This is a genomic window from Leisingera sp. ANG59, from assembly GCF_013317235.1.
GTDB lineage: Bacteria > Pseudomonadota > Alphaproteobacteria > Rhodobacterales > Rhodobacteraceae > Leisingera.
Map to the genome: position 1 here is coordinate 147,641 of NZ_WLCM01000006.1, position 18,439 is coordinate 166,079.

Consider the following 18,439-nt stretch of genomic DNA (forward strand, 5'->3'; position numbering starts at 1 on the left):
AATGCCAGGAGACGCAAACCCGCAAGTGCGCGCTGCCGGTGACGCTCCGGCGGCCCGCACAGGCCCGCGCCATGTGGCCATTATCATGGATGGCAACGGCCGCTGGGCGCAGGCCCGCGGGCGGCCGCGGCTGTTCGGCCACCATGCGGGCGCGCGCCGGGTCCGTGAAGTTGTCGAGTGCTGCCCGGGTCTGGGTGTGGAATACCTGACCATCTTCGCCTTCTCGACCGAAAACTGGAAACGCACCCAGACTGAGGTGGCCGGTCTGATGAGCCTGTTCCGCCGCTATATCTCCAAGGAAATGAATGCCTTGGCGGAAAAAAATGTGCGGGTTCGGTTCATTGGCGACCGGGTGCGGCTTGATGCCAAACTGACCGGCCTCATGGACAAGCTGGAGCGCAAGACCGAGGGCAACAGCGGCACCCAGCTGACCATCGCGCTGAACTATGGCGGCCGCGACGAGGTGGCCCGCGCCACCAAACGGCTGGCGCGCGATGTCGCCGAGGGCCGCCTGAACCCCGATGATGTCGATGAGGAAACCCTGCCGCGATATCTGGATACCCATGTGCTGCCGGACCCGGATCTGGTGATCCGCACCAGCGGCGAGGCGCGGATCTCGAACTTCCTTTTGTGGCAGTCTGCCTATGCGGAGTATGAATTCATCGACACGCTGTGGCCAGATTTCACCGCTGAGGAAATGGAGCGGCTGTGCCGCAGTTTTGGCCACCGTGACCGCCGATTCGGGGCAGTGAAGACATGAGCTGCGCCAAGGATCGCTGGGCGGACCTTTTGCCGCGTGCCTTGTCCGCTGCCGTAATGATCGCGGCTGGTGGTTTTGCTGTTTGGGCCGGCGGGCTGATCTTCAACGCGATGATCGCGCTGTGCTGCGGCGGCATGGTGTGGGAGCTTGTGCGGATGCTGATGCCTGCGCGCAGAGGCACGGCCCTGCAGCTGGGCGCCATTTCAGCTGCCGCGGTGCTGCTGGCGTCGCTTTTGCCCGCCCTGTGGGTGCTGCCGGTCCTGGCGGCGCCGGTGGCAGCCGGGTTTAGCCAGATCCGCGAACGGCGGCAGTACTTCACCGGTTTCGCCCTGTGGGTGCTGCTGGCGGGTTTTGGCTTCATCTGGCTGCGCGGTCAGATGGGCATAGCCTGGATGCTGTGGCTGATCTGCATCGTCGTGGCCACGGATGTGGCCGGGTATTTTGCGGGCAAGGCCCTTGGCGGGCCAAAGTTCTGGCCCCGTGTCAGCCCGAAGAAAACCTGGAGCGGCACCGCCTCGGGCTGGATTGCGGCTGCTATCGTCGGGGCAATCTTTGCAGCGCAAATGGGGCAGGGCTTTGGCATCGTTGCCCTGTCGCTTCTGCTGTCGATGGCGAGCCAGGCCGGCGACGTGGCAGAGAGCGCCCTGAAGCGGAAGATGGGCGTCAAGGACTCCAGCGCGCTGATTCCAGGCCACGGCGGGCTGTTTGACCGCTTTGACGGTATGCTGGGCGCAGCGGCCATGTTCCTGGCCGTGGCAGCCTTCTGGGGATAACCAGTCAGGAAAGACCATGCGGAAAATCTCGATCTTCGGCGCCACCGGGTCGATTGGCCAGAACACAATCGACCTGATCCGCCGCGCGCCCGAGGCCTATGATGTCGTGGCTCTGACCGGCGGTGCCAATATCGCGCGGCTGGCGGAAGACGCCGTTGCCTTGCACGCAGATGTGGCTGTGACAGCATTCGACGATAGGCTGCCAGACTTGCGGGCCGCGCTGGCGGGTACCGGCGTGGAAGCGGCAGCAGGGGAAGCAGCGCTAGTTGAGGCGGCTGCGCGGCCTGCGGATTGGGTCATGTCCGCGATTGTGGGGGCTGCAGGGCTGGCACCGGGGCTGGAGGCGCTGAAACACGGCTCCACGCTGGCCCTTGCCAACAAGGAATCGCTCGTCTGCGCGGGAAAGCTGCTGCTGGAAACCGCAGAAAAGCACGGCGCCCGGCTGCTGCCGGTGGACAGTGAGCATTCGGCGGTGTTTCAGGGCCTGGTGGGCGAGGATATCGAAGCGGTGGAGAGGATCGTCATCACCGCGTCTGGCGGCGCCTTCCGCGACTGGCCGCTGGAGGATCTGCCCAAGGCTAGCCTGGCGCAAGCGTCTTCACATCCCAATTGGAACATGGGGCAGCGGATCACCATCGACAGCGCGTCGATGTTCAACAAGGCGCTGGAAATCATTGAAACCCGGGAATACTTTGGTGTCCGGCCCGATCAGATCGAAGTGCTGGTGCATCCCGAATCCCTGGTCCATGCGCTGGTCGGCTTCAACGACGGTGCGCTGATGGCGCATTTGGGCGCTGCCGACATGCGCCACGCCATCGGCTATGCCTTGCACTGGCCGGCCCGCCAGGATCTGCCGGTTGAACGGCTGGACCTTGCCCGCATCGGCCAGCTGAATTTCCGCGTACCCGATCCGGCGCGCTATCCGGCGTTGCGGCAGGCTTATGAGGTGATGGAGCGGGGCGGCCTCATGGGCGCGGCCTTCAACGCAGCCAAGGAGCGGGCATTGGATGAATTCATTGCCGGGCGCATCCGTTTCACTGATATGGCAGCGGTGACGGCTGCGGTGCTGGAACGGATTGAGACCGAGGGCGGCCTCATAGATGCCGCAATGACACTTGATAACGTGACCCGGGTTGACCATGTCGCCAGGAAACAGGCGGCGCGTGCCGCCGAAGAACGCATAGGGTAGATCTTTGGACGTACTTTCTTTTGTCCCGCAGTTTGGCGGTTTTCTGTATACTATCGCCAGCTTTGTCATCGCCTTGTCGGTGATCGTGGCGGTACACGAATACGGCCACTACATCGTCGGCCGCTGGTCGGGCATCCATGCAGAGGTGTTTTCGCTGGGGTTCGGCCCTGTGCTGTGGAGCCGGGTGGACAGGCACGGCACCCGCTGGCAGGTGGCTGCGCTGCCGTTCGGCGGCTTTGTGAAGTTCCTCGGCGATGCCGATGCGGCCTCGGGCAAGGATGCGCAGGCGATGGAGGCGGCTGCGGCTGACCCGGCGGCATTGCGTCGTACAATGCATGGGGCGCCGCTGTGGGCGCGGGGGGCAACAGTTGCGGCAGGCCCGGTGTTCAACTTCGTGATGTCCGCGCTGATTTTCACGGCAATTGCCTTCTCGCAGGGAACCATGCGGGATCCCTTGACGATTGGCTCTCTTGAGAAGCTGCCCGGAGCTGAATACGGGCTGCAGCAGGGCGATGAGCTGATTGCAGCGGGAGGTCTGGCAGTTCCCGACTACCTGGATTCTGACGCCTGGGACGCGTTCCGGGAGGCACTGCCGCAAAAGCAGTCTCTGGAGTATACCGTGCGCCGGAATGGCGAGGAGCTGACGGTCAGCGGGCCGTACCTGTATCCGCCATTCGTGCGGGGCGTGGTGCCGCGCAGTGCTGCCGCTGATGCGGGTCTGCAGCCTGGCGATGTGATCGTCTCGGTCGATGGCGCACCCTTGGTGTCCTTCGGCCAGTTGAAGGAACTGGTCGAGGCGGCGGATGGCAGAGTGCTGGTGCTGGATGTGTGGCGCGGCGGCGAAACTGTCGAGATGGCGCTGGCACCGCGGCGCACGGATGAACCGCAGCCGGATGGCGGTTTTGCCACCCGCTGGCGGATCGGCATTGTCGGCGGTCTGGCGTTTTCCCCCGCAACCGAATCCGCGGGCTTCGGCGAAGCCCTGGCGGCGGGCACTTATCAGGTCTGGGCTGTGGTCGAGACCTCACTGTCAGGCCTGAAACACATGATCACCGGCGCGATCAGCACCTGTAACCTGTCCGGGCCGATCGGCATCGCCGAAACCTCCGGCGCGATGGCCAGCCAGGGGGCCGAAAGCTTTATCCGCTTTATCGCGGTGCTGTCGACGGCTGTCGGGCTGCTGAACCTGTTCCCTGTGCCTGCACTGGATGGCGGGCATCTGATGTTCTACGCTTATGAGGCCGTGGCCGGCCGTCCGCCCAGCGACCGGGCGGTGAGGGTTCTGATGACCTTTGGCATTGCGGTTGTTTTGTCGCTAATGCTGTTTGCTCTGGGTAACGACCTGTTCTGCTGAACGGGCGCCGATGTGAAGACCCCGGCCAAGGGCGGCCACAGTGCCGCCCAAGTGCTGCCACATTCCCGCATTAACTTTTCTTCAACCCGCTGGCAGAACCTTCTGCTGCTTGCCGGCGGTAGGGTGAAGAACTGGGGATAGTGATGCACGTACTCTCGCAATCATATCACGGCCTTGGCCTTCTGGTCCGGCTGAATTGGGACCGGGCTCTGACCGGTTTCGCGATCTTTGGTGCGCTTGCCGCAGGCGCCTGGCTGGCCTCTTTGTGATTCCCGCAACCGGCGCGGCAGCCCGCTGCGCGCCTTGCCCCCATGAAGCGCCCTAGTTGGTTTTGACAAGCGCTTTCAAACCCGGTACGCACGTCGCAAAGCTGCTATAATAATCGGGTTCTGAAAAATGGTTTGGGGGAAAAACGCAGGCAAGTCCTGTGGCGAGCGCAAGTCGGGCGTCAATATCTTGTACCGGAAAGTTTCTGCTATTTCTCTGGCGGTTGCGCTGGGTTACGCGCTGGCACCGCTTCCGGCCGAGGCGCAAAGCTACCGTTTCAATTCGGTGCAGGTCGAAGGCAACCAGCGCATTCAAACGTCCACGGTTGTGGCTTATACCGGCATTGAGCGCGGTCAGACAGTCAGCGCGGGCGAGCTGAACGATGCCTACCAGCGCATTCTTGACAGTGGCGTATTTGAAACAGTGGAAATCGTGCCGCGCGGCAGCACGCTGGTGATCAAGGTCACTGAATTCCCGACCATCAATCAGATCAGTTTCGAGGGCAACAAGCGCCTTAAGGACGACGCGCTCACCCAGATGATCGAATCCGCACCGCGGCGGGTATTCAACCCCAGCCAGGCAGAGCGGGACGCTGCGGCTATCGCCGAAGCCTACAGTGTGCAGGGGCGCCTGGCCTCACGCGTGACCCCGCGGATCATCCGCCGCAGCAACAACCGTGTTGACCTGGTCTTCGAGATCTCCGAAGGCGATACCATCGAAGTGGAGCGCGTCTCCTTCACTGGCAACCGTGTCTATTCCGACCGCCGCCTGCGCCGGGTTCTGGAAACCAAGCAGGCCGGCCTGCTGCGCGGGTTCATCCGCTCGGACACGCTGATCGAGGACCGGCTGGAGTTCGACAAGCAGGTGCTGCGGGATTTCTACCTGTCGCGCGGGTACGTTGACTTCCGGGTCAACAGCACCAATGCCGAAGTGACCGAGGAACGCGACGCTGTGTTTCTGGTTGTCGATGTGACAGAGGGGCAGCAGTTCAAATTCGGCAACATCACTGTGACCAGTGAAATGGCTGAGGCGGATGCGGACGAGTTCGCGTCGACGCTGAAGATAAAGCCGGGTGTCACCTACACGCCGACACTGGTTGAAAACGCAATCGACCGGATGGAAGGTCTGGCAGTCCGCAATGAGATCGACTTCCTGCGTGTCGAACCGCGGGTCATCCGCAACGACCGTGACCTGACCCTGGATATCGAATTCGTGCTGACGCGCGGCCCGCGCGTCTTTGTCGAACGGATCGACATCGAAGGTAACACCACAACGCTGGACCGGGTTGTCCGCCAGCAGTTTGCCTCTGTCGAAGGCGACCCCTTCAATCCGCGCTCAATCCGCAACAGTGCGGAGCGGATCCGTGCTCTGGGCTTTTTTGCAAACGCGGACGTCGAAACCCGTGAGGGCAGCTCTGCGGATCAGGTGATCGTTGATGTGGACGTTGAAGAGCAGCCAACCGGCTCGCTGAACCTGGGCGGTGCATACTCGGTCACCGACGGTTTCGGCCTCAGCATCGGTCTGACGGAAAACAACTTCCTGGGCCGCGGGCAGCGGTTGTCTTTCAACATCGCAACCGCAACCGAATCCGATTCCTACGTTCTGGGTTTCACCGAGCCTTATTTGCTGGGCCGGAAACTGCGTTTCGACTTGGATCTGGGTTTGAATGAAACGGACTCCAGCTTCTCTGAGTATAAAACCAAGCGGGTTTTCTTCCGTCCGGCTCTGACGTTTGATACCGGTGAGGATACTTCCCTGCAGGTCCGCTACACCTGGGATGCGGACGAGATGCTGTTCGATGACGACGACACCAACCGGAACTTGCCAGGTCCGGTGGTGCGGAACGAGATCGCACAAGGCGAACGCAATGCCAGTGCAATCGGTTTTACCTACCGGTACGACAGCCGTTTGACCGGGCTCGACCCGACTGCGGGATTCCTGGTGGAAATCGGTGCGGACTATGCCGGCATCGGCGGTGATTCCGAATACATCAAGGCAACAACCAAGCTGGTTGCCCAAAAGCAGATCTTCAACGAGGAAGTGACGATCCGCGCGACCCTTGAGGCCGGAGCTTTTCAGTGGGAGGGCAACGGCAGCAGCCGCTCGATCGACCGTTTCGTTCTGACGCCTTCTGTCATGCGCGGCTTTGAACCCGGGGGCATTGGTCCGCGGGACCAAAGCCCTGGCAACCCAAGCGGTGGCAATTACAACGACTTCCTTGGCGGCAACTACTATGCTGTCGCGCGTTTCGATGCGGAGTTCCCGCTTGGCCTGCCTGAAGAACTGGGCATGCGCGGCGGCTTGTTCTACGATGTTGGCGGCCTTTGGGGGCTCCAGGATGCTGACACCGCCGGCGCGACGATTGTTGGCCGCAACAGGTCCTTCCGCCATGTGGTTGGCGTCTCTCTGCTTTGGACCACTGGCTTCGGCCCGCTGCGGTTCAATTTCTCCAAGGCACTTCAGAAAGAGGACTTTGACGAGGAACAGACCTTTGACCTGACCTTGCAGGCGAGGTTCTGATCTGGTGCCGCGGTTTGCGCCCGGAAACTGGGCAGCATTTGGCCTTGCCTTGGCGCTGAGCTGGTTTTCGGCGCCATTCGGCCACGCCCAGGAAGCCAATGCGAACGGAGGAGCTGAGTTCCAGCTGGGGCTGCCGCAAAGCGGCATCCTCACGATCCAGCCGGACCGCCTGTTCTCTGAAAGCGCCTTTGGCAAGCGGGTGGAGCGCGAGATCGAGGCTGAAGGTGCGGTGCTGACCGCAGAGAACCGGCGTATCGAAGCGGAACTGCGCAGCGAGGAACTGGAACTGACCGAACGGCGCAGCGGGATGGAGCCGGACGCCTTCCGCGCCCTGGCTGACGCGTTTGACGAGAAAGTGCAGGAAACCCGCCGCCGCCAGGACCAGAAACTGCGTGAAATCTCTCAGATGGGGGAAGAGGCCCGGCGGGAGTTTATCAAGGCCTCGCTGCCGGTGCTGCAGCAGATTATGCAAGAGGCCGGGGCAGGGGCGATCCTCGATCATTCTTCGGTGTTTCTGAGCGCTGATGCGGCCGACATAACGTCCCTGGCAATCGCCCGGATTGACGCGGTCCTGGGGGATGGCACCACAGACGAGGATGGTGAGCGCTGAGCGCGCGAACTTGCCCAAAGGCTGTCCGCTTGGTAGGGACAGCGCAGTATTCTTGACGTAGATTGGAAACCAAGCATGACCACCGAGCTGCAAAGCGCTGACATTCAACTGATCCAGCGGATCCTGCCGCATCGCTATCCGTTCCTGCTGGTGGACAAGGTGGTCGACATCGACAGCTATAAATCGGCGCGCGGCATCAAGAATGTCACTATGAACGAGCCGCATTTCCAGGGACATTTCCCCGGCACGCCGATCATGCCGGGCGTCACCATCGTCGAGGCGATGGCGCAGACCGCGGGTGTCATGCTGGGTGTCGGCATGGATATGGTCGATACCGACCTGCTGATCTACTTCATGAACATCGACAAGTGCAAATTCCGCCGCAAGGTGGTGCCGGGCGACGTGCTGGAGATGCATGTAGAGACGCTCCGCGGTAAGCCGGGCGGCAAAATCTTCAAGTTCCTGGGCCGGGCAACGGTCGAGGGCGAAGTCGCTGCAGAGGCTGAGTTCACCGCAATGGTCGACCGTCAGGCCGAGGGAAGCTGAGATGAGCAAGATCCACCCCAGTGCCGTGATTGAAGAGGGTGCCAAGCTAGGGAAAGACTGCGAAATCGGTCCTTTCTGCGTGGTTGGCCCTGAGACTGTTCTTGGGGACCGGGTTGTTCTGAAGTCCCATGTTGTTGTCACCGGCGATACCGAAATCGGTGACGAGACAGTGGTCTTCCCGTTTGCCGTTCTCGGCGAGATCCCGCAGGACCTGAAGTTCAAAGGCGAAAAGTGCAAGACCGTGATCGGCAAGCGAAACCGCATCCGCGAGCATGTGACGGTGAATGCCGGCACCGAGGGCGGCGGCGGCGTGACCAAAATTGGCGATGACGGCCTCTTCATGGCGGGCTGCCACATTGCCCATGACGCCCAGATCGGCGACCGGGTGATCGTGGTGAACTCGGCCGCGGTGGCTGGGCACTGCGTGCTGGAGGACGACGTGATCATCGGTGGGCTTTCGGGCATTCACCAGTGGGTGCGGATCGGCAAGGGCGCCATCATCGGCGCGGTCACCATGGTGACCAACGACGTTATTCCTTACGGTCTGGTGCAGGCGCAGCGCGGCGAACTGGATGGCTTGAACCTGGTGGGCCTCAAGCGCCGCGGCGTCGCCCGCAGCGACATCACCGCTCTGCGGGCGGCGTTCCAGATGCTGGCCCAGGGCGAAGGCACCTTCCAGGAGCGCGCCAAACGGCTGGGTGATGAGACCGAGAGCCAATACGTGCAGGAAATTGTCGCCTTTATCACCGGCGAAAGCGACCGCTCTTTCCTGACGCCGGGAGGCTGAAGCGATGCTGGCTGTGATTGCAGGCACCGGCATGCTGCCGGCTGAGGTGGCCGCGCATGCGCCGGGCCGCCCGCTGATTTGCGCAATGGCAGGGGCGGAGCCGGATATGGTCGATCCCGAGATCACCTTCCGCTTTGAACAGCTTGGCAGTTTTCTGGAGCGACTGAAGGCGGCAGAGGTCACTGAAATCTGCCTCGCCGGCGCCGTGCGCCGTCCGCATATTGATCCCTCGGCTATTGATGCAGCCACGATGCCTCTGGTTCCAGTCCTGCAAGCGGCGCTGGCGGCCGGTGACGATGGCGCCTTGCGCGCGATTATCGGGATCTTCGAACAGGCAGGCTTTGCTGTGCGTGCTGCACATGAGGTAGCCCCGGATCTGCTGATGGCCGCCGGGGTGCCAACCAAGGTGCAGCCTGGAGAGCTGGACAAGGCTGACGCAGAGCGCGGCGCGGAGATCGTTGCTGCAATGTCTGAGGCTGACATCGGCCAGTCCTGTGCCGTGCGCAAGCAGCAGGCGATTGCGGTCGAGAACCTGTTTGGCACCGACTGGATGCTGAATGCTCTGCAGCAGCGCCCGGACGGGCATGGCGGCCTCCTGTTCAAGGCTCCGAAACCCGGGCAGGACCGCCGGGCCGATCTTCCCGCTATTGGCGTGGAAACGGTTGAAGCCGCAGCACAGGCTGGCCTCTCCGGCATCGTGCTGGAGGCGGGCGGCGTCATCGTTCTGGATCAGGACGCGGTGATTGCGGCCTGCGACCGGCTCGGCCTGTTCCTCTGGCTGCGCGCGGCATGAGCCTGCGGGTGTTCATCCTGGCGGGGGAGCCTTCGGGCGACCGGCTGGGCGGGGCGCTGATGGCAGGGCTTAAGCAACGGGCTCCTGGCGTCAGCTTTGACGGTATCGGCGGCGCGCTGATGGCAGAGCAGGGGCTGGTCTCGCGCTTTCCGATGGATGAACTGTCGGTGATGGGATTGACCGAGGTACTGCCCAAGTACCGGCATCTGAAGCGCCGGATCCGGGAAACGGCAGAGGCCGTCCTTGAGACTAAGCCGGATGTTTTGATCACCATCGACAGCCCGGATTTCTCCCTTCGCGTAGCGCGGCTGGTCAAGGAACGCTGCAACATCCGCACTGTGCATTATGTGGCGCCCTCAGTCTGGGCCTGGCGGCCCAAACGGGCGGGCAAGATGGCGGAGGTCATCGACCACGTTCTGGCGCTGCTGCCGTTTGAGCCGCCCTATATGGAGGCCGCAGGTATGGACTGCGACTTCGTCGGCCACCCGGTGGTGGCGGAGCCGCAGGCGACGGAAGCGGAGATCGAAGCCTTCCGCGTTGAATTCGGCCTGGGCGCCGCGCCATTTGTGCTGGCGTTGCCCGGATCGCGCCGGTCTGAAGTGTCGCGTCTGGCGCCGGAATTCGGCAAAGCGCTGGTGCGGTTCAGTGCGCGGCATCCGGACTACCGGATTGCGGTTCCCGCCGCCGCGCCCGTCGCTGGTTTGGTGCAAGAGGCGCTGCAGGATTGGCCGAAAGACACCGTCATGGTAGATCCGAACCGTTACACGCCAGACCGTGCCAAAGCCTTCAAACGCGCAGCCTTTGCCTCCGCCAGCCTGGCGCTGGCCGCCTCTGGAACCGTGTCTTTGGAACTGGCCGCAGCTCGCACGCCGATGGTGATTGCCTACAAATTCCAGTGGCTCACCTGGCAGATCATGAAGCGCATGGCGCTGATCGACACGGTGACGCTGGTCAATCTGGTTAGTGAAACCCGCGTGGTGCCGGAGTGCCTGGGGCCGGACTGCACGCCGGAAAAAATTGCCGCCCGCCTGGAGGCGCTGGCTGCGAATCCAAGTGCTCAGCTCGAGGCAATGGAACTGACCATGCAGCGCCTGGGTCAGGGTGGCGAAGCGCCCGGACTTAGGGCCGCCCGTGCGGTCCTGGGCAGGCTGAAATAGATGCTCCTCGACGAACTGGCTTTTGCAGTTTCCGCCGGCGCGGCTCAGATTGCCACCAGCCTCGACAATTTCGCGATCCTGCTGGCCCTCCTCCTGACGGCCGGAAAAGGCCGGGCGGTTGCAGGCTATTTGCTGTCGCAGTTCATCATGCTTGGTGCTGCCATGGCCGCGGCGCTTGGGGCGGACCAGGCAATGCCTGGCGGCATGTCAGGCTATCTTGGGGTTGTGCCGTTGGCGCTTGGCCTGCGCGGTGCCGTGCGGATGCTGGTGAGAAAGCCGGGCAATGCCAATCCGAGGATGTCATCGAATGCCGGTGTGCTGGGCCTTGCGGCTTTGTTCCTGGCTCTGTCCTTTGACAGTTTTGCCGTTATGGCTCCGCTGCTGGCAGACAGCCAGACGGGCTACCGGCTGTGGGCGCTAGGCGGAGCGGCAGCGGCGGTGGCTGGCCTCGCCGCCTTGGCCGTCAAGGCCGCAGAAGCCGCGGGACCAGCGGGTATATGGAGCGCCCGGCTCGAGCGGATCGGCCCCTTCGTGATGATTGCGGCTGGGATCTACGTGCTGGTGAACAGCGGCACCGACCTCCAGTAAGAGCGGCGCAAACAGCTGCGCGCCGGCCATCGGTGCTGCAGCCCCGCTGTTTCAAGGAGCGGAGGATCAGTAGCCGCGCCAGATCCAGCCGCCGCCAAAGATGCGGCTGCCTTCGCTGGCATAGAAAACGCAGGCCTGGCCGGGAGAGACGCCTTCCTCCGGCGTCAGCAATTCCACCTCGGCGGTGGTGTCCGTCAGCGGCCGGATGATCGCCTCGCGCGGCGGACGGGTGGAGCGGACCTTGACCTTCAGATGCCATTCTTTCTGGCTGGTAAATGGCTCATCTCCCAGCCAGTTAATCTCGCGCACCGGAATGGTGCGGGTGGCCAGCAGCTCCTTGGGGCCGACGACAACCTGTTTCTTGTCCACGTCCAGTTTTACCACATAAAGCGGCTCGGACAGGCCGCCGATGCCAAGGCCGCGGCGCTGGCCGATGGTGTAATGGATGACGCCCTCGTGGCTGCCCAGAACCCGGCCATCGGCATGCACGATCTCGCCCGGCTCGGCGGCGCCGGGGCGCAGTTTTTCGATCACGCTGGCATAGTTGCCGTCCGGCACAAAGCAGATGTCCTGGCTGTCGGGCTTGTCTGCCACCGCTAGGCCGTATTGCGCTGCCATCTCGCGGGTGGCGTCCTTGGAGGGCAAGTGGCCCAGCGGGAATCGCAGGTAATCGAGCTGCTCCGGCGTGGTGGAGAACAGGAAATAGCTCTGATCGCGGTTGGCGTCCTCGGCGGAGTGCAGTTCCGGCCCGTGCTCGCCCATCTTGCGCTGGATGTAGTGGCCGGTCGCCATGCAGTCGGCCTCCAGGTCCTTGGCGGTTTCCAAGAGATCCTTGAACTTCACCCGCTCGTTGCACCGGATGCAGGGCACTGGTGTTGCGCCTGCCAGGTAGCTTTCGGCGAACTCGTCAATCACCGCATCCTTAAAAATGTTCTCATAATCCAGCACGTAATGCGGAAAGCCGCGCTCCTCCGCGACGCGGCGCGCATCGTGGATATCGATACCCGCACAGCAGGCGCCTTTTTTGGCTAGCGCCGCGCCGTGATCGTAAAGCTGCAGCGTGACGCCGACCACGTCATAGCCCTGATCGGCCAAATATGCAGCAACAACAGAGCTGTCGACGCCACCGGACATGGCCACAACCACCCGGGTCTCCGAGGGCGGTTTGGCAAAGCCGAGCGAGTTCAGTTCCAGATCTTGGTCCAGCGCCATGGGGCAGCTCCTAAAGGCAAGGGGGCAGGCGCCGCAGAATATATGAAAATCCTAAGAACTCTCAAGGGGCGTGGTTCATGCGGTGTTAAGCCTGTTCGTAAATCCTGTTGCCAGACCCAACGAACAAGATCTTCAGAGGGAAGAAAAATGTTTTTGAAGAAAGTCGACGGACCGCGGGCAGTCACCCTGCCGGACGGGACCATCATGACGCGGGCGGATTTGCCGCCGGAAACCACCAAGCGCTGGGTTGCTTCGCGCAAGGCGGCTGTGGTGCGCGGCGTGCTCTACGGGCTGCTGCCGCAGAAGGAGGCGATGCGCCGCTATGGCCTCAGCGAGGAGGAGTTCCGCAGCTGGGTCGCGGCGGTGGCCGACCACGGCGAAGAGGCCCTGAAAACCACACGGCTCAAGAAATTTCGTGATAAGGACGCAAAATAGAGCAGGCCGCCCTTGAGTTGAAAATGCAAATTAACCATCATGGTAACGAGGCATTAACTTTTTTCCACCAAGGTTAACGAGACCTGAGGGAAACAGTGTACAGGCGGAGAAAATAATATGCGCATTCTGCTGGTTGAGGATGATCCGACCACGGCGAAAAGCATCGAGCTGATGCTGACCCATGCCAACCTGAACGTTTATACAACGGATCTGGGGGAAGAAGGGATCGATCTGGCCAAACTTTACGACTATGACCTGATCCTGCTGGATCTGGGTCTGCCGGACATGAACGGCCATGAGGTGCTGCGCCAGCTGCGCATGTCCCGCATTGAAACCCCCATTCTGATCCTGTCCGGTGCCGACGATACCGACAACAAGATCAAGGGGTTCGGCTTTGGTGCGGACGACTATCTGACCAAGCCTTTCCACCGCGAGGAACTGGTTGCGCGGATCCATGCGATCATCCGCCGCTCCAAGGGGCACTCGCAGTCGATCATCAAGACCGGCAAGATTGCGGTCAACCTGGACGCCAAGACGGTGGAGGCCGGCGGCAAGGCGGTGCATCTGACAGGCAAGGAGTACCAGATGCTGGAGCTGCTGTCCCTTCGCAAGGGCACCACGCTGACCAAGGAGATGTTCCTGAACCATCTCTATGGCGGCATGGATGAGCCGGAACTGAAGATCATCGACGTTTTCATCTGTAAGTTGCGCAAGAAACTCAGCAACGCGACCGACGGCGAGAACTATATCGAAACCGTCTGGGGCCGCGGCTATGTGCTGCGCGACCCGCAGGAGGATCATCTGTCAGGCGGCCAGCGGTTGGCTGTCGGCGCTTGAAAGGATGAACACCCGGGCGGCGCATGAACATGCGCCGCCGGTTGCAAGGGCCTGCCGTTTGGCGGGTCTTTTCTTTTGAGGCTCAGCTGCGCGCGGCAGACAGATGCGCTGGACGCCGCGCGCGCGGCACCTTATCACCGGAGGGAAGAACGAAGAGGGACCGCGCGAGGCAGGGATGACAGAAAAAGACGTGGCCAGCCTGACGGCAGAGGACGCAAAGGCGGAGTTTCTGAAGCTGGAAGAACAGCTGCGAGCGGCCGATCTGGCCTATCATCAGGAAGATTCGCCGGAAATCAGCGACGCAGAATATGATTCTCTGAAGCGCCGGTACCGGGCTCTTGCGGACGCCTTTCCTGACCTGGCCAAAGCCGCCAGACAGCTGGACACAGTCGGCGCGCCTGCGGCCACCGGTTTTGGCAAAATCACCCATTCCATGCGGATGCTCTCGCTGGGCAATGCGTTCGAGGATGAAGACGTTGCGGATTTCGACCGCAGCATCCGCAAATACCTGGGGCTTGGTCCAACGGAGGCGCTGTGCTTGACCGCGGAACCCAAGATCGACGGGCTGTCGCTGTCCCTGCGCTATGAAAACGGCACATTGATTCAGGCGGCGACGCGCGGCGATGGCAGCGTCGGGGAAAACGTGACCGCCAACGCCCGCACCATCGCCGACATCCCGCAGCAACTGGAAGGCGCGCCGGAGGTTCTGGAGGTGCGCGGTGAAGTCTACATGAGCCATGCGGATTTCGAGGCGCTGAATGCCCGGCACGAGGAACGCGGCGGCAAGACCTTTGCCAACCCCCGCAATGCGGCCGCGGGTTCTTTGCGGCAGCTGGATGCGGAAATTACACGTGCCCGCCCGCTGCGCTTCTTTGCTTACAGCTGGGGGGAGCTGAGCGCACCGCTGGCTGAGACACAGATGGACGCAATTGCCCGACTGAGTTCCTTGGGTTTCCAGACCAACCCGTTGACCCGGCTGTGTGCCTCGACTGAAGAAATGATCGCGCACTACCGCAGCATCGAGGCGCAGCGCGCGATGCTGGGCTACGACATCGACGGTGTGGTCTACAAGGTTAATGATCTGGCGCTGCAGGCGCGGCTGGGCTTCCGTTCTACGACTCCTCGCTGGGCAATTGCGCATAAGTTCCCGGCCGAGCTCGCCTGGACCCGTCTGGAGGCGATCGACATCCAGGTCGGCCGCACCGGCGCGCTCAGCCCGGTGGCGCGGCTTACCCCGGTGACTGTTGGCGGGGTGGTCGTGTCGAATGCGACTCTGCACAATGAGGACTACATCCAGGGCCGCGATTCCAAAGGTGAGGAAATCCGCGGCGGCAAGGATATCCGCATCGGTGATTGGGTGCAGATCTACCGCGCGGGCGATGTGATCCCCAAGGTGGCTGATGTGGACCTGTCCAAGCGCCCGGAAGAGGCAGAGCCGTATCAGTTCCCGCACATCTGCCCGGAATGCGGCAGCCCGGCGGAGCGGGAGGAAGGCGATGCCGTGCGCCGCTGCTCTGGCGGCATAATCTGCCCGGCCCAAGCGGTGGAGAAGCTGAAGCATTTCGTTTCCCGCGCGGCCTTTGACATCGAGGGGCTGGGGGCCAAGCAGGTGGAGCAGTTCCACGGCGATGGATGGATCAAGGAGCCTGCGGATATCTTTGATCTGCAAGCGAATTACGGCTCCGGCCTTCAGCAGCTGAAGAACCGGGAAGGCTGGGGCGAAAAGTCTGCGGAGAACCTGTTTGCAGCGATCGAGGAAAAGCGCACCATCCCTCTGGCCAAGCTGATTTTTGCCCTGGGTATCCGCCACGCGGGCGAGGTAGCGGGCCGCGATCTGGCACTGCACTACCGGGACTGGCAGGCGATGGCGGATGCGATCGACGCAGCCCGCCCGGCCGCCTTAGCGCACCGGGCTGCGGATGAAGCCGAGGAGGCGGAGCGCCAAGCGGCAGCTGACGAGGGCCGGCGCGCGAAGATTTCCGAAACCCGAGCGGCAGCCGTGGCGGCTTGCGATGTCCCGGTGGAAGCTTCTGCCGCTTGGTCAGATCTCATCGGTGTGGATGGCATCGGTGCGGTCCTGGGCCTTTCTTTGTCCGATGCATTTGCCAACCCGGAGGAGCGCGCGGCGTTTGACCGGTTGGTTGCCAAGCTGACCATTGTGCCACCCGATGCCCCCGCCGCCGACAGCCCGGTGGCCGGCAAGACTGTGGTCTTCACTGGCTCGCTGGAGAAGATGACCCGGGCCGAAGCCAAGGCGCGGGCGGAGGCTCTGGGGGCCAAGGTCTCCGGTTCGGTTTCCAAGAAAACCGACATTCTGGTGGCGGGGCCAGGTGCAGGCTCCAAGGCAAAAAAGGCTGCAGAGCTGGGCATCCGGATTTTGGACGAAGACGGCTGGCTGGAGCTTACCGCAGAGGCATGAGCGGGCGTCCTGAGATCCTGTTTCCGCTGTTCGCCGGCGCTGAGACCCTTCAGGGTGTCGGCCCCAAGACCGCGCAGAACCTCAGCCAGATCGATATAGAAACACCGCGCGACCTGCTGTTTTCGCTGCCTTATTCTGTGGTGGACCGGCGGCGGCGCAATACCATCCGCGGGGTGGAGCTGCCCGCCACTGTGACCGTGGAGGTGACCATTGGCCGCCACCGCCCGGCGCGCAACCGCGGCGGCGCCTACCGCATTCACTTGGAGGATGCGGAGACCGAATTTCAGCTGGTCTTCTTCCACGGTCGCAGCCGCTATCTGGAGGCGCAGCTGCCCGAGGGGTCACGCCGGGTGGTCTCGGGCAAGCTGGAGCTGTTTGACGGACTGGCGCAGATGGTGCATCCCGATCACATGCTGCCGGTGGAAGAGGCGCATGAGATCCCGGAGTATGAGCCGGTCTACAGCCTGACCCACGGGGTCACGCAGAAGACGATGTACAAGGCGGCGCAAAGCGCGCTGTCGCGGATGCCGGAATTGGCAGAGTGGATCGACCCGGCGCAGATGCTGAAGGAAAACTGGCCTGCCTGGCACGAAGCATTGCAGTCCGCCCATGCGCCGCAATGCCTGGATGACCTGAGCCCGCTGTCTCCCGCCCGGGCGCGGCTGGCCTATGACGAGCTGTTTTCGCATCAGCTGACCCTGGCGCTGGCGCGGCTAAGGGAACGCAAGGCCCGCGGGATCGAAAGCCATGCGACGGGCCGTCTCCAGTCGCGGGTTCTCAAGGCGCTGCCCTACAAGCCCACCAACGCCCAGGCGCGGGCCATCGAGGAGATCTCGGCCGACATGGCCTCGGCCAAGCGCATGAACCGGCTCTTGCAGGGTGATGTCGGCGCCGGGAAAACGCTGGTTGCTTTCATGGCCTTGCTGGTGGCTGTTGAAGCTGGCGGGCAGGGGGTGATGATGGCCCCGACCGGCATTCTGGCGCAGCAGCATATGGAAGGCCTGGCGCCGCTTGCCGAAGATGCCGGGGTGGTGATCGAGATCCTGACAGGCCGCGACAAGGGCGCTGAACGCAAGGCCAAGCTGGCGGCGCTGCAGCGCGGCGATATCCAAATCCTGGTCGGTACCCACGCAGTGTTCCAGCAGGATGTGGCGTTCCGCGACCTGCGCCTTGCCATTGTTGATGAACAACACCGGTTCGGGGTGCGCCAGCGGATGGAGCTGGCGGAAAAGGGCAAGGGCGCGGATGTGCTGGTGATGACTGCGACACCGATCCCGCGGTCTCTGGCGCTGGCGCAATACGGCGACATGGATGTCTCGGTGCTGGATGAGAAACCGCCTGGGCGCAAACCGGTCAGGACCGCGGTCGTCAGCACCGAACGGATGCAGGAGGTGGTCGACCACCTGCGCAAAGCGATAGCTGAGGGGCGGCAGTGCTATTGGGTTTGCCCGCTGGTGGATGAGTCCGAGCTGAGCGATCTGACCGCGGCGGAGGAGCGCTTCAAGCATCTGCGCGCAGTGCTGGGCGAAGGCACAGTCGGTCTGGTGCACGGCCAGATGCCGCCCGCGGAAAAGGATGCAGCGATGGCTGCATTTGTGGCAGGGGAAACCAAGGTCTTGGTCGCCACCACGGTGATCGAGGTCGGGGTGAACGTGCCCAATGCCTCGATCATGGTGATCGAACGGGCGGAAATCTTCGGCCTGGCGCAGCTGCATCAGCTGCGCGGACGGGTGGGGCGCGGCAGTGCCGATTCGACCTGCCTCTTGATGTACCAGCCGCCGCTGACCGAAGGCGGCCGCAAAAGGCTGGAGGTGCTGCGGGAGACAGAGGACGGGTTCCGGATCTCGGAGACCGACCTGCAGATGCGCGGCGCGGGCGATATGATCGGCACCGCGCAATCCGGCCTGCCGCGATTCCGGATTGCCGACCTGGAGCGCCAGGCCGGGCTGATGGCGGTGGCGCAAAGCGATGCGCGGGCGCTGCTGGCTGCTGATCCGAAGCTGGAAGGCGACCGCGGCAAGGCGGCGCGCGTTCTCCTGTGGCTGATGAAACAGGATCAGGCGATCCGTTTGATTTCAGTGGGTTAAGCTGCCACTTGGCGGGTGTTCCGCTTGGGTGTTCTCCTGTGTTCGCAAATGTTCTTAAAAAGTTCTTTACAGGCACTCCTATAAATGAGAACAAAGAGGCAACAA

17 protein-coding genes are annotated in these 18,439 nt (G+C 62.7%); 16 read left to right on the plus strand and 1 reads right to left on the minus strand.

The genetic code is table 11. The annotated features are described in order from the left end of the window. Position 1: 1 nt before the first annotated feature. The 12 genes from GKC28_RS08130 (at position 2) to GKC28_RS08180 (ending at position 11,344) form a co-directional block, all read left to right on the plus strand. Positions 2 to 760 carry an isoprenyl transferase gene (locus tag GKC28_RS08130; protein ID WP_174146402.1) on the plus strand — a complete coding sequence of 253 codons (759 nt, stop codon included), beginning with the start codon at positions 2 to 4 and terminating at the stop codon, positions 758 to 760. Continuing rightward, entirely contained in the window at positions 757 to 1,533 is a 777-nt protein-coding gene (locus tag GKC28_RS08135) for a phosphatidate cytidylyltransferase (RefSeq protein ID WP_174146403.1), read from the plus strand. Before GKC28_RS08130 ends, GKC28_RS08135 begins: the two co-directional genes overlap by 4 nt. A gap of 16 nt (positions 1,534 to 1,549) precedes the next feature. Continuing rightward, positions 1,550 to 2,722, plus strand: coding sequence for a 1-deoxy-D-xylulose-5-phosphate reductoisomerase (gene dxr, locus GKC28_RS08140; protein ID WP_174146404.1), 1,173 nt, complete (start codon positions 1,550 to 1,552; stop codon positions 2,720 to 2,722). A 4-nt stretch (positions 2,723 to 2,726) separates the two neighbouring features. Then, positions 2,727 to 4,076 carry an RIP metalloprotease RseP gene (gene rseP, locus GKC28_RS08145; protein WP_174146405.1) on the plus strand — a complete coding sequence of 450 codons (1,350 nt, stop codon included), beginning with the start codon at positions 2,727 to 2,729 and terminating at the stop codon, positions 4,074 to 4,076. Positions 4,077 to 4,219: 143 nt separating this feature from the next. Further along, positions 4,220 to 4,345, plus strand: coding sequence for a hypothetical protein (locus tag GKC28_RS26700; RefSeq protein WP_271905460.1), 126 nt, complete (start codon positions 4,220 to 4,222; stop codon positions 4,343 to 4,345). A gap of 127 nt (positions 4,346 to 4,472) precedes the next feature. Continuing rightward, positions 4,473 to 6,863, plus strand: coding sequence for an outer membrane protein assembly factor BamA (gene bamA / locus GKC28_RS08150; RefSeq protein ID WP_174146406.1), 2,391 nt, complete (start codon positions 4,473 to 4,475; stop codon positions 6,861 to 6,863). A gap of 49 nt (positions 6,864 to 6,912) precedes the next feature. Next, entirely contained in the window at positions 6,913 to 7,473 is a 561-nt protein-coding gene (locus GKC28_RS08155; RefSeq protein WP_174146445.1) for an OmpH family outer membrane protein, read from the plus strand. Between the two features lie 75 nt (positions 7,474 to 7,548). Then, positions 7,549 to 8,019 carry a 3-hydroxyacyl-ACP dehydratase FabZ gene (gene fabZ, locus GKC28_RS08160; RefSeq protein ID WP_065266844.1) on the plus strand — a complete coding sequence of 157 codons (471 nt, stop codon included), beginning with the start codon at positions 7,549 to 7,551 and terminating at the stop codon, positions 8,017 to 8,019. A 1-nt stretch (position 8,020) separates the two neighbouring features. Beyond that, positions 8,021 to 8,806 carry an acyl-ACP--UDP-N-acetylglucosamine O-acyltransferase gene (lpxA, locus tag GKC28_RS08165; protein ID WP_174146407.1) on the plus strand — a complete coding sequence of 262 codons (786 nt, stop codon included), beginning with the start codon at positions 8,021 to 8,023 and terminating at the stop codon, positions 8,804 to 8,806. A gap of 4 nt (positions 8,807 to 8,810) precedes the next feature. Further along, positions 8,811 to 9,599, plus strand: a complete 789-nt coding sequence (locus GKC28_RS08170) for an LpxI family protein (protein WP_174146408.1) — start codon at positions 8,811 to 8,813, stop codon at positions 9,597 to 9,599. Next, positions 9,596 to 10,756, plus strand: coding sequence for a lipid-A-disaccharide synthase (gene lpxB, locus GKC28_RS08175; RefSeq protein ID WP_174146409.1), 1,161 nt, complete (start codon positions 9,596 to 9,598; stop codon positions 10,754 to 10,756). The genes GKC28_RS08170 and lpxB overlap by 4 nt, the downstream gene beginning before the upstream one ends. Continuing rightward, a complete protein-coding gene (locus GKC28_RS08180) occupies positions 10,757 to 11,344 on the plus strand; it encodes a hypothetical protein (protein WP_174146410.1) in 588 nt (195 codons plus the stop codon). It begins immediately after the preceding gene. A 66-nt stretch (positions 11,345 to 11,410) separates the two neighbouring features. On the opposite strand, the gene mnmA is transcribed toward GKC28_RS08180, so the two are convergent. Next, on the minus strand, positions 11,411 to 12,556 hold the full coding sequence (gene mnmA / locus GKC28_RS08185; RefSeq protein ID WP_174146411.1) for a tRNA 2-thiouridine(34) synthase MnmA: 1,146 nt from the start codon (positions 12,554 to 12,556) through the stop codon (positions 11,411 to 11,413). Positions 12,557 to 12,703: 147 nt separating this feature from the next. On the opposite strand from mnmA, the gene GKC28_RS08190 reads away from it, so the two are divergent. From GKC28_RS08190 to recG, 4 genes are all read left to right on the plus strand, one after another. Next, positions 12,704 to 12,991 (plus strand): DUF1153 domain-containing protein, encoded by a 288-nt coding sequence (locus GKC28_RS08190; RefSeq protein WP_174146412.1) that lies wholly within the window; start codon positions 12,704 to 12,706, stop codon positions 12,989 to 12,991. A 117-nt stretch (positions 12,992 to 13,108) separates the two neighbouring features. Next, entirely contained in the window at positions 13,109 to 13,828 is a 720-nt protein-coding gene (ctrA, locus tag GKC28_RS08195; protein WP_174146413.1) for a response regulator transcription factor CtrA, read from the plus strand. A gap of 175 nt (positions 13,829 to 14,003) precedes the next feature. Further along, positions 14,004 to 16,247, plus strand: coding sequence for an NAD-dependent DNA ligase LigA (ligA, locus tag GKC28_RS08200; protein ID WP_174146414.1), 2,244 nt, complete (start codon positions 14,004 to 14,006; stop codon positions 16,245 to 16,247). After that, complete coding sequence (gene recG, locus GKC28_RS08205) at positions 16,244 to 18,334, plus strand: ATP-dependent DNA helicase RecG (protein ID WP_174146415.1); 2,091 nt, start codon at positions 16,244 to 16,246, stop codon at positions 18,332 to 18,334. The genes ligA and recG overlap by 4 nt, the downstream gene beginning before the upstream one ends. Positions 18,335 to 18,439 lie beyond the last annotated feature (105 nt).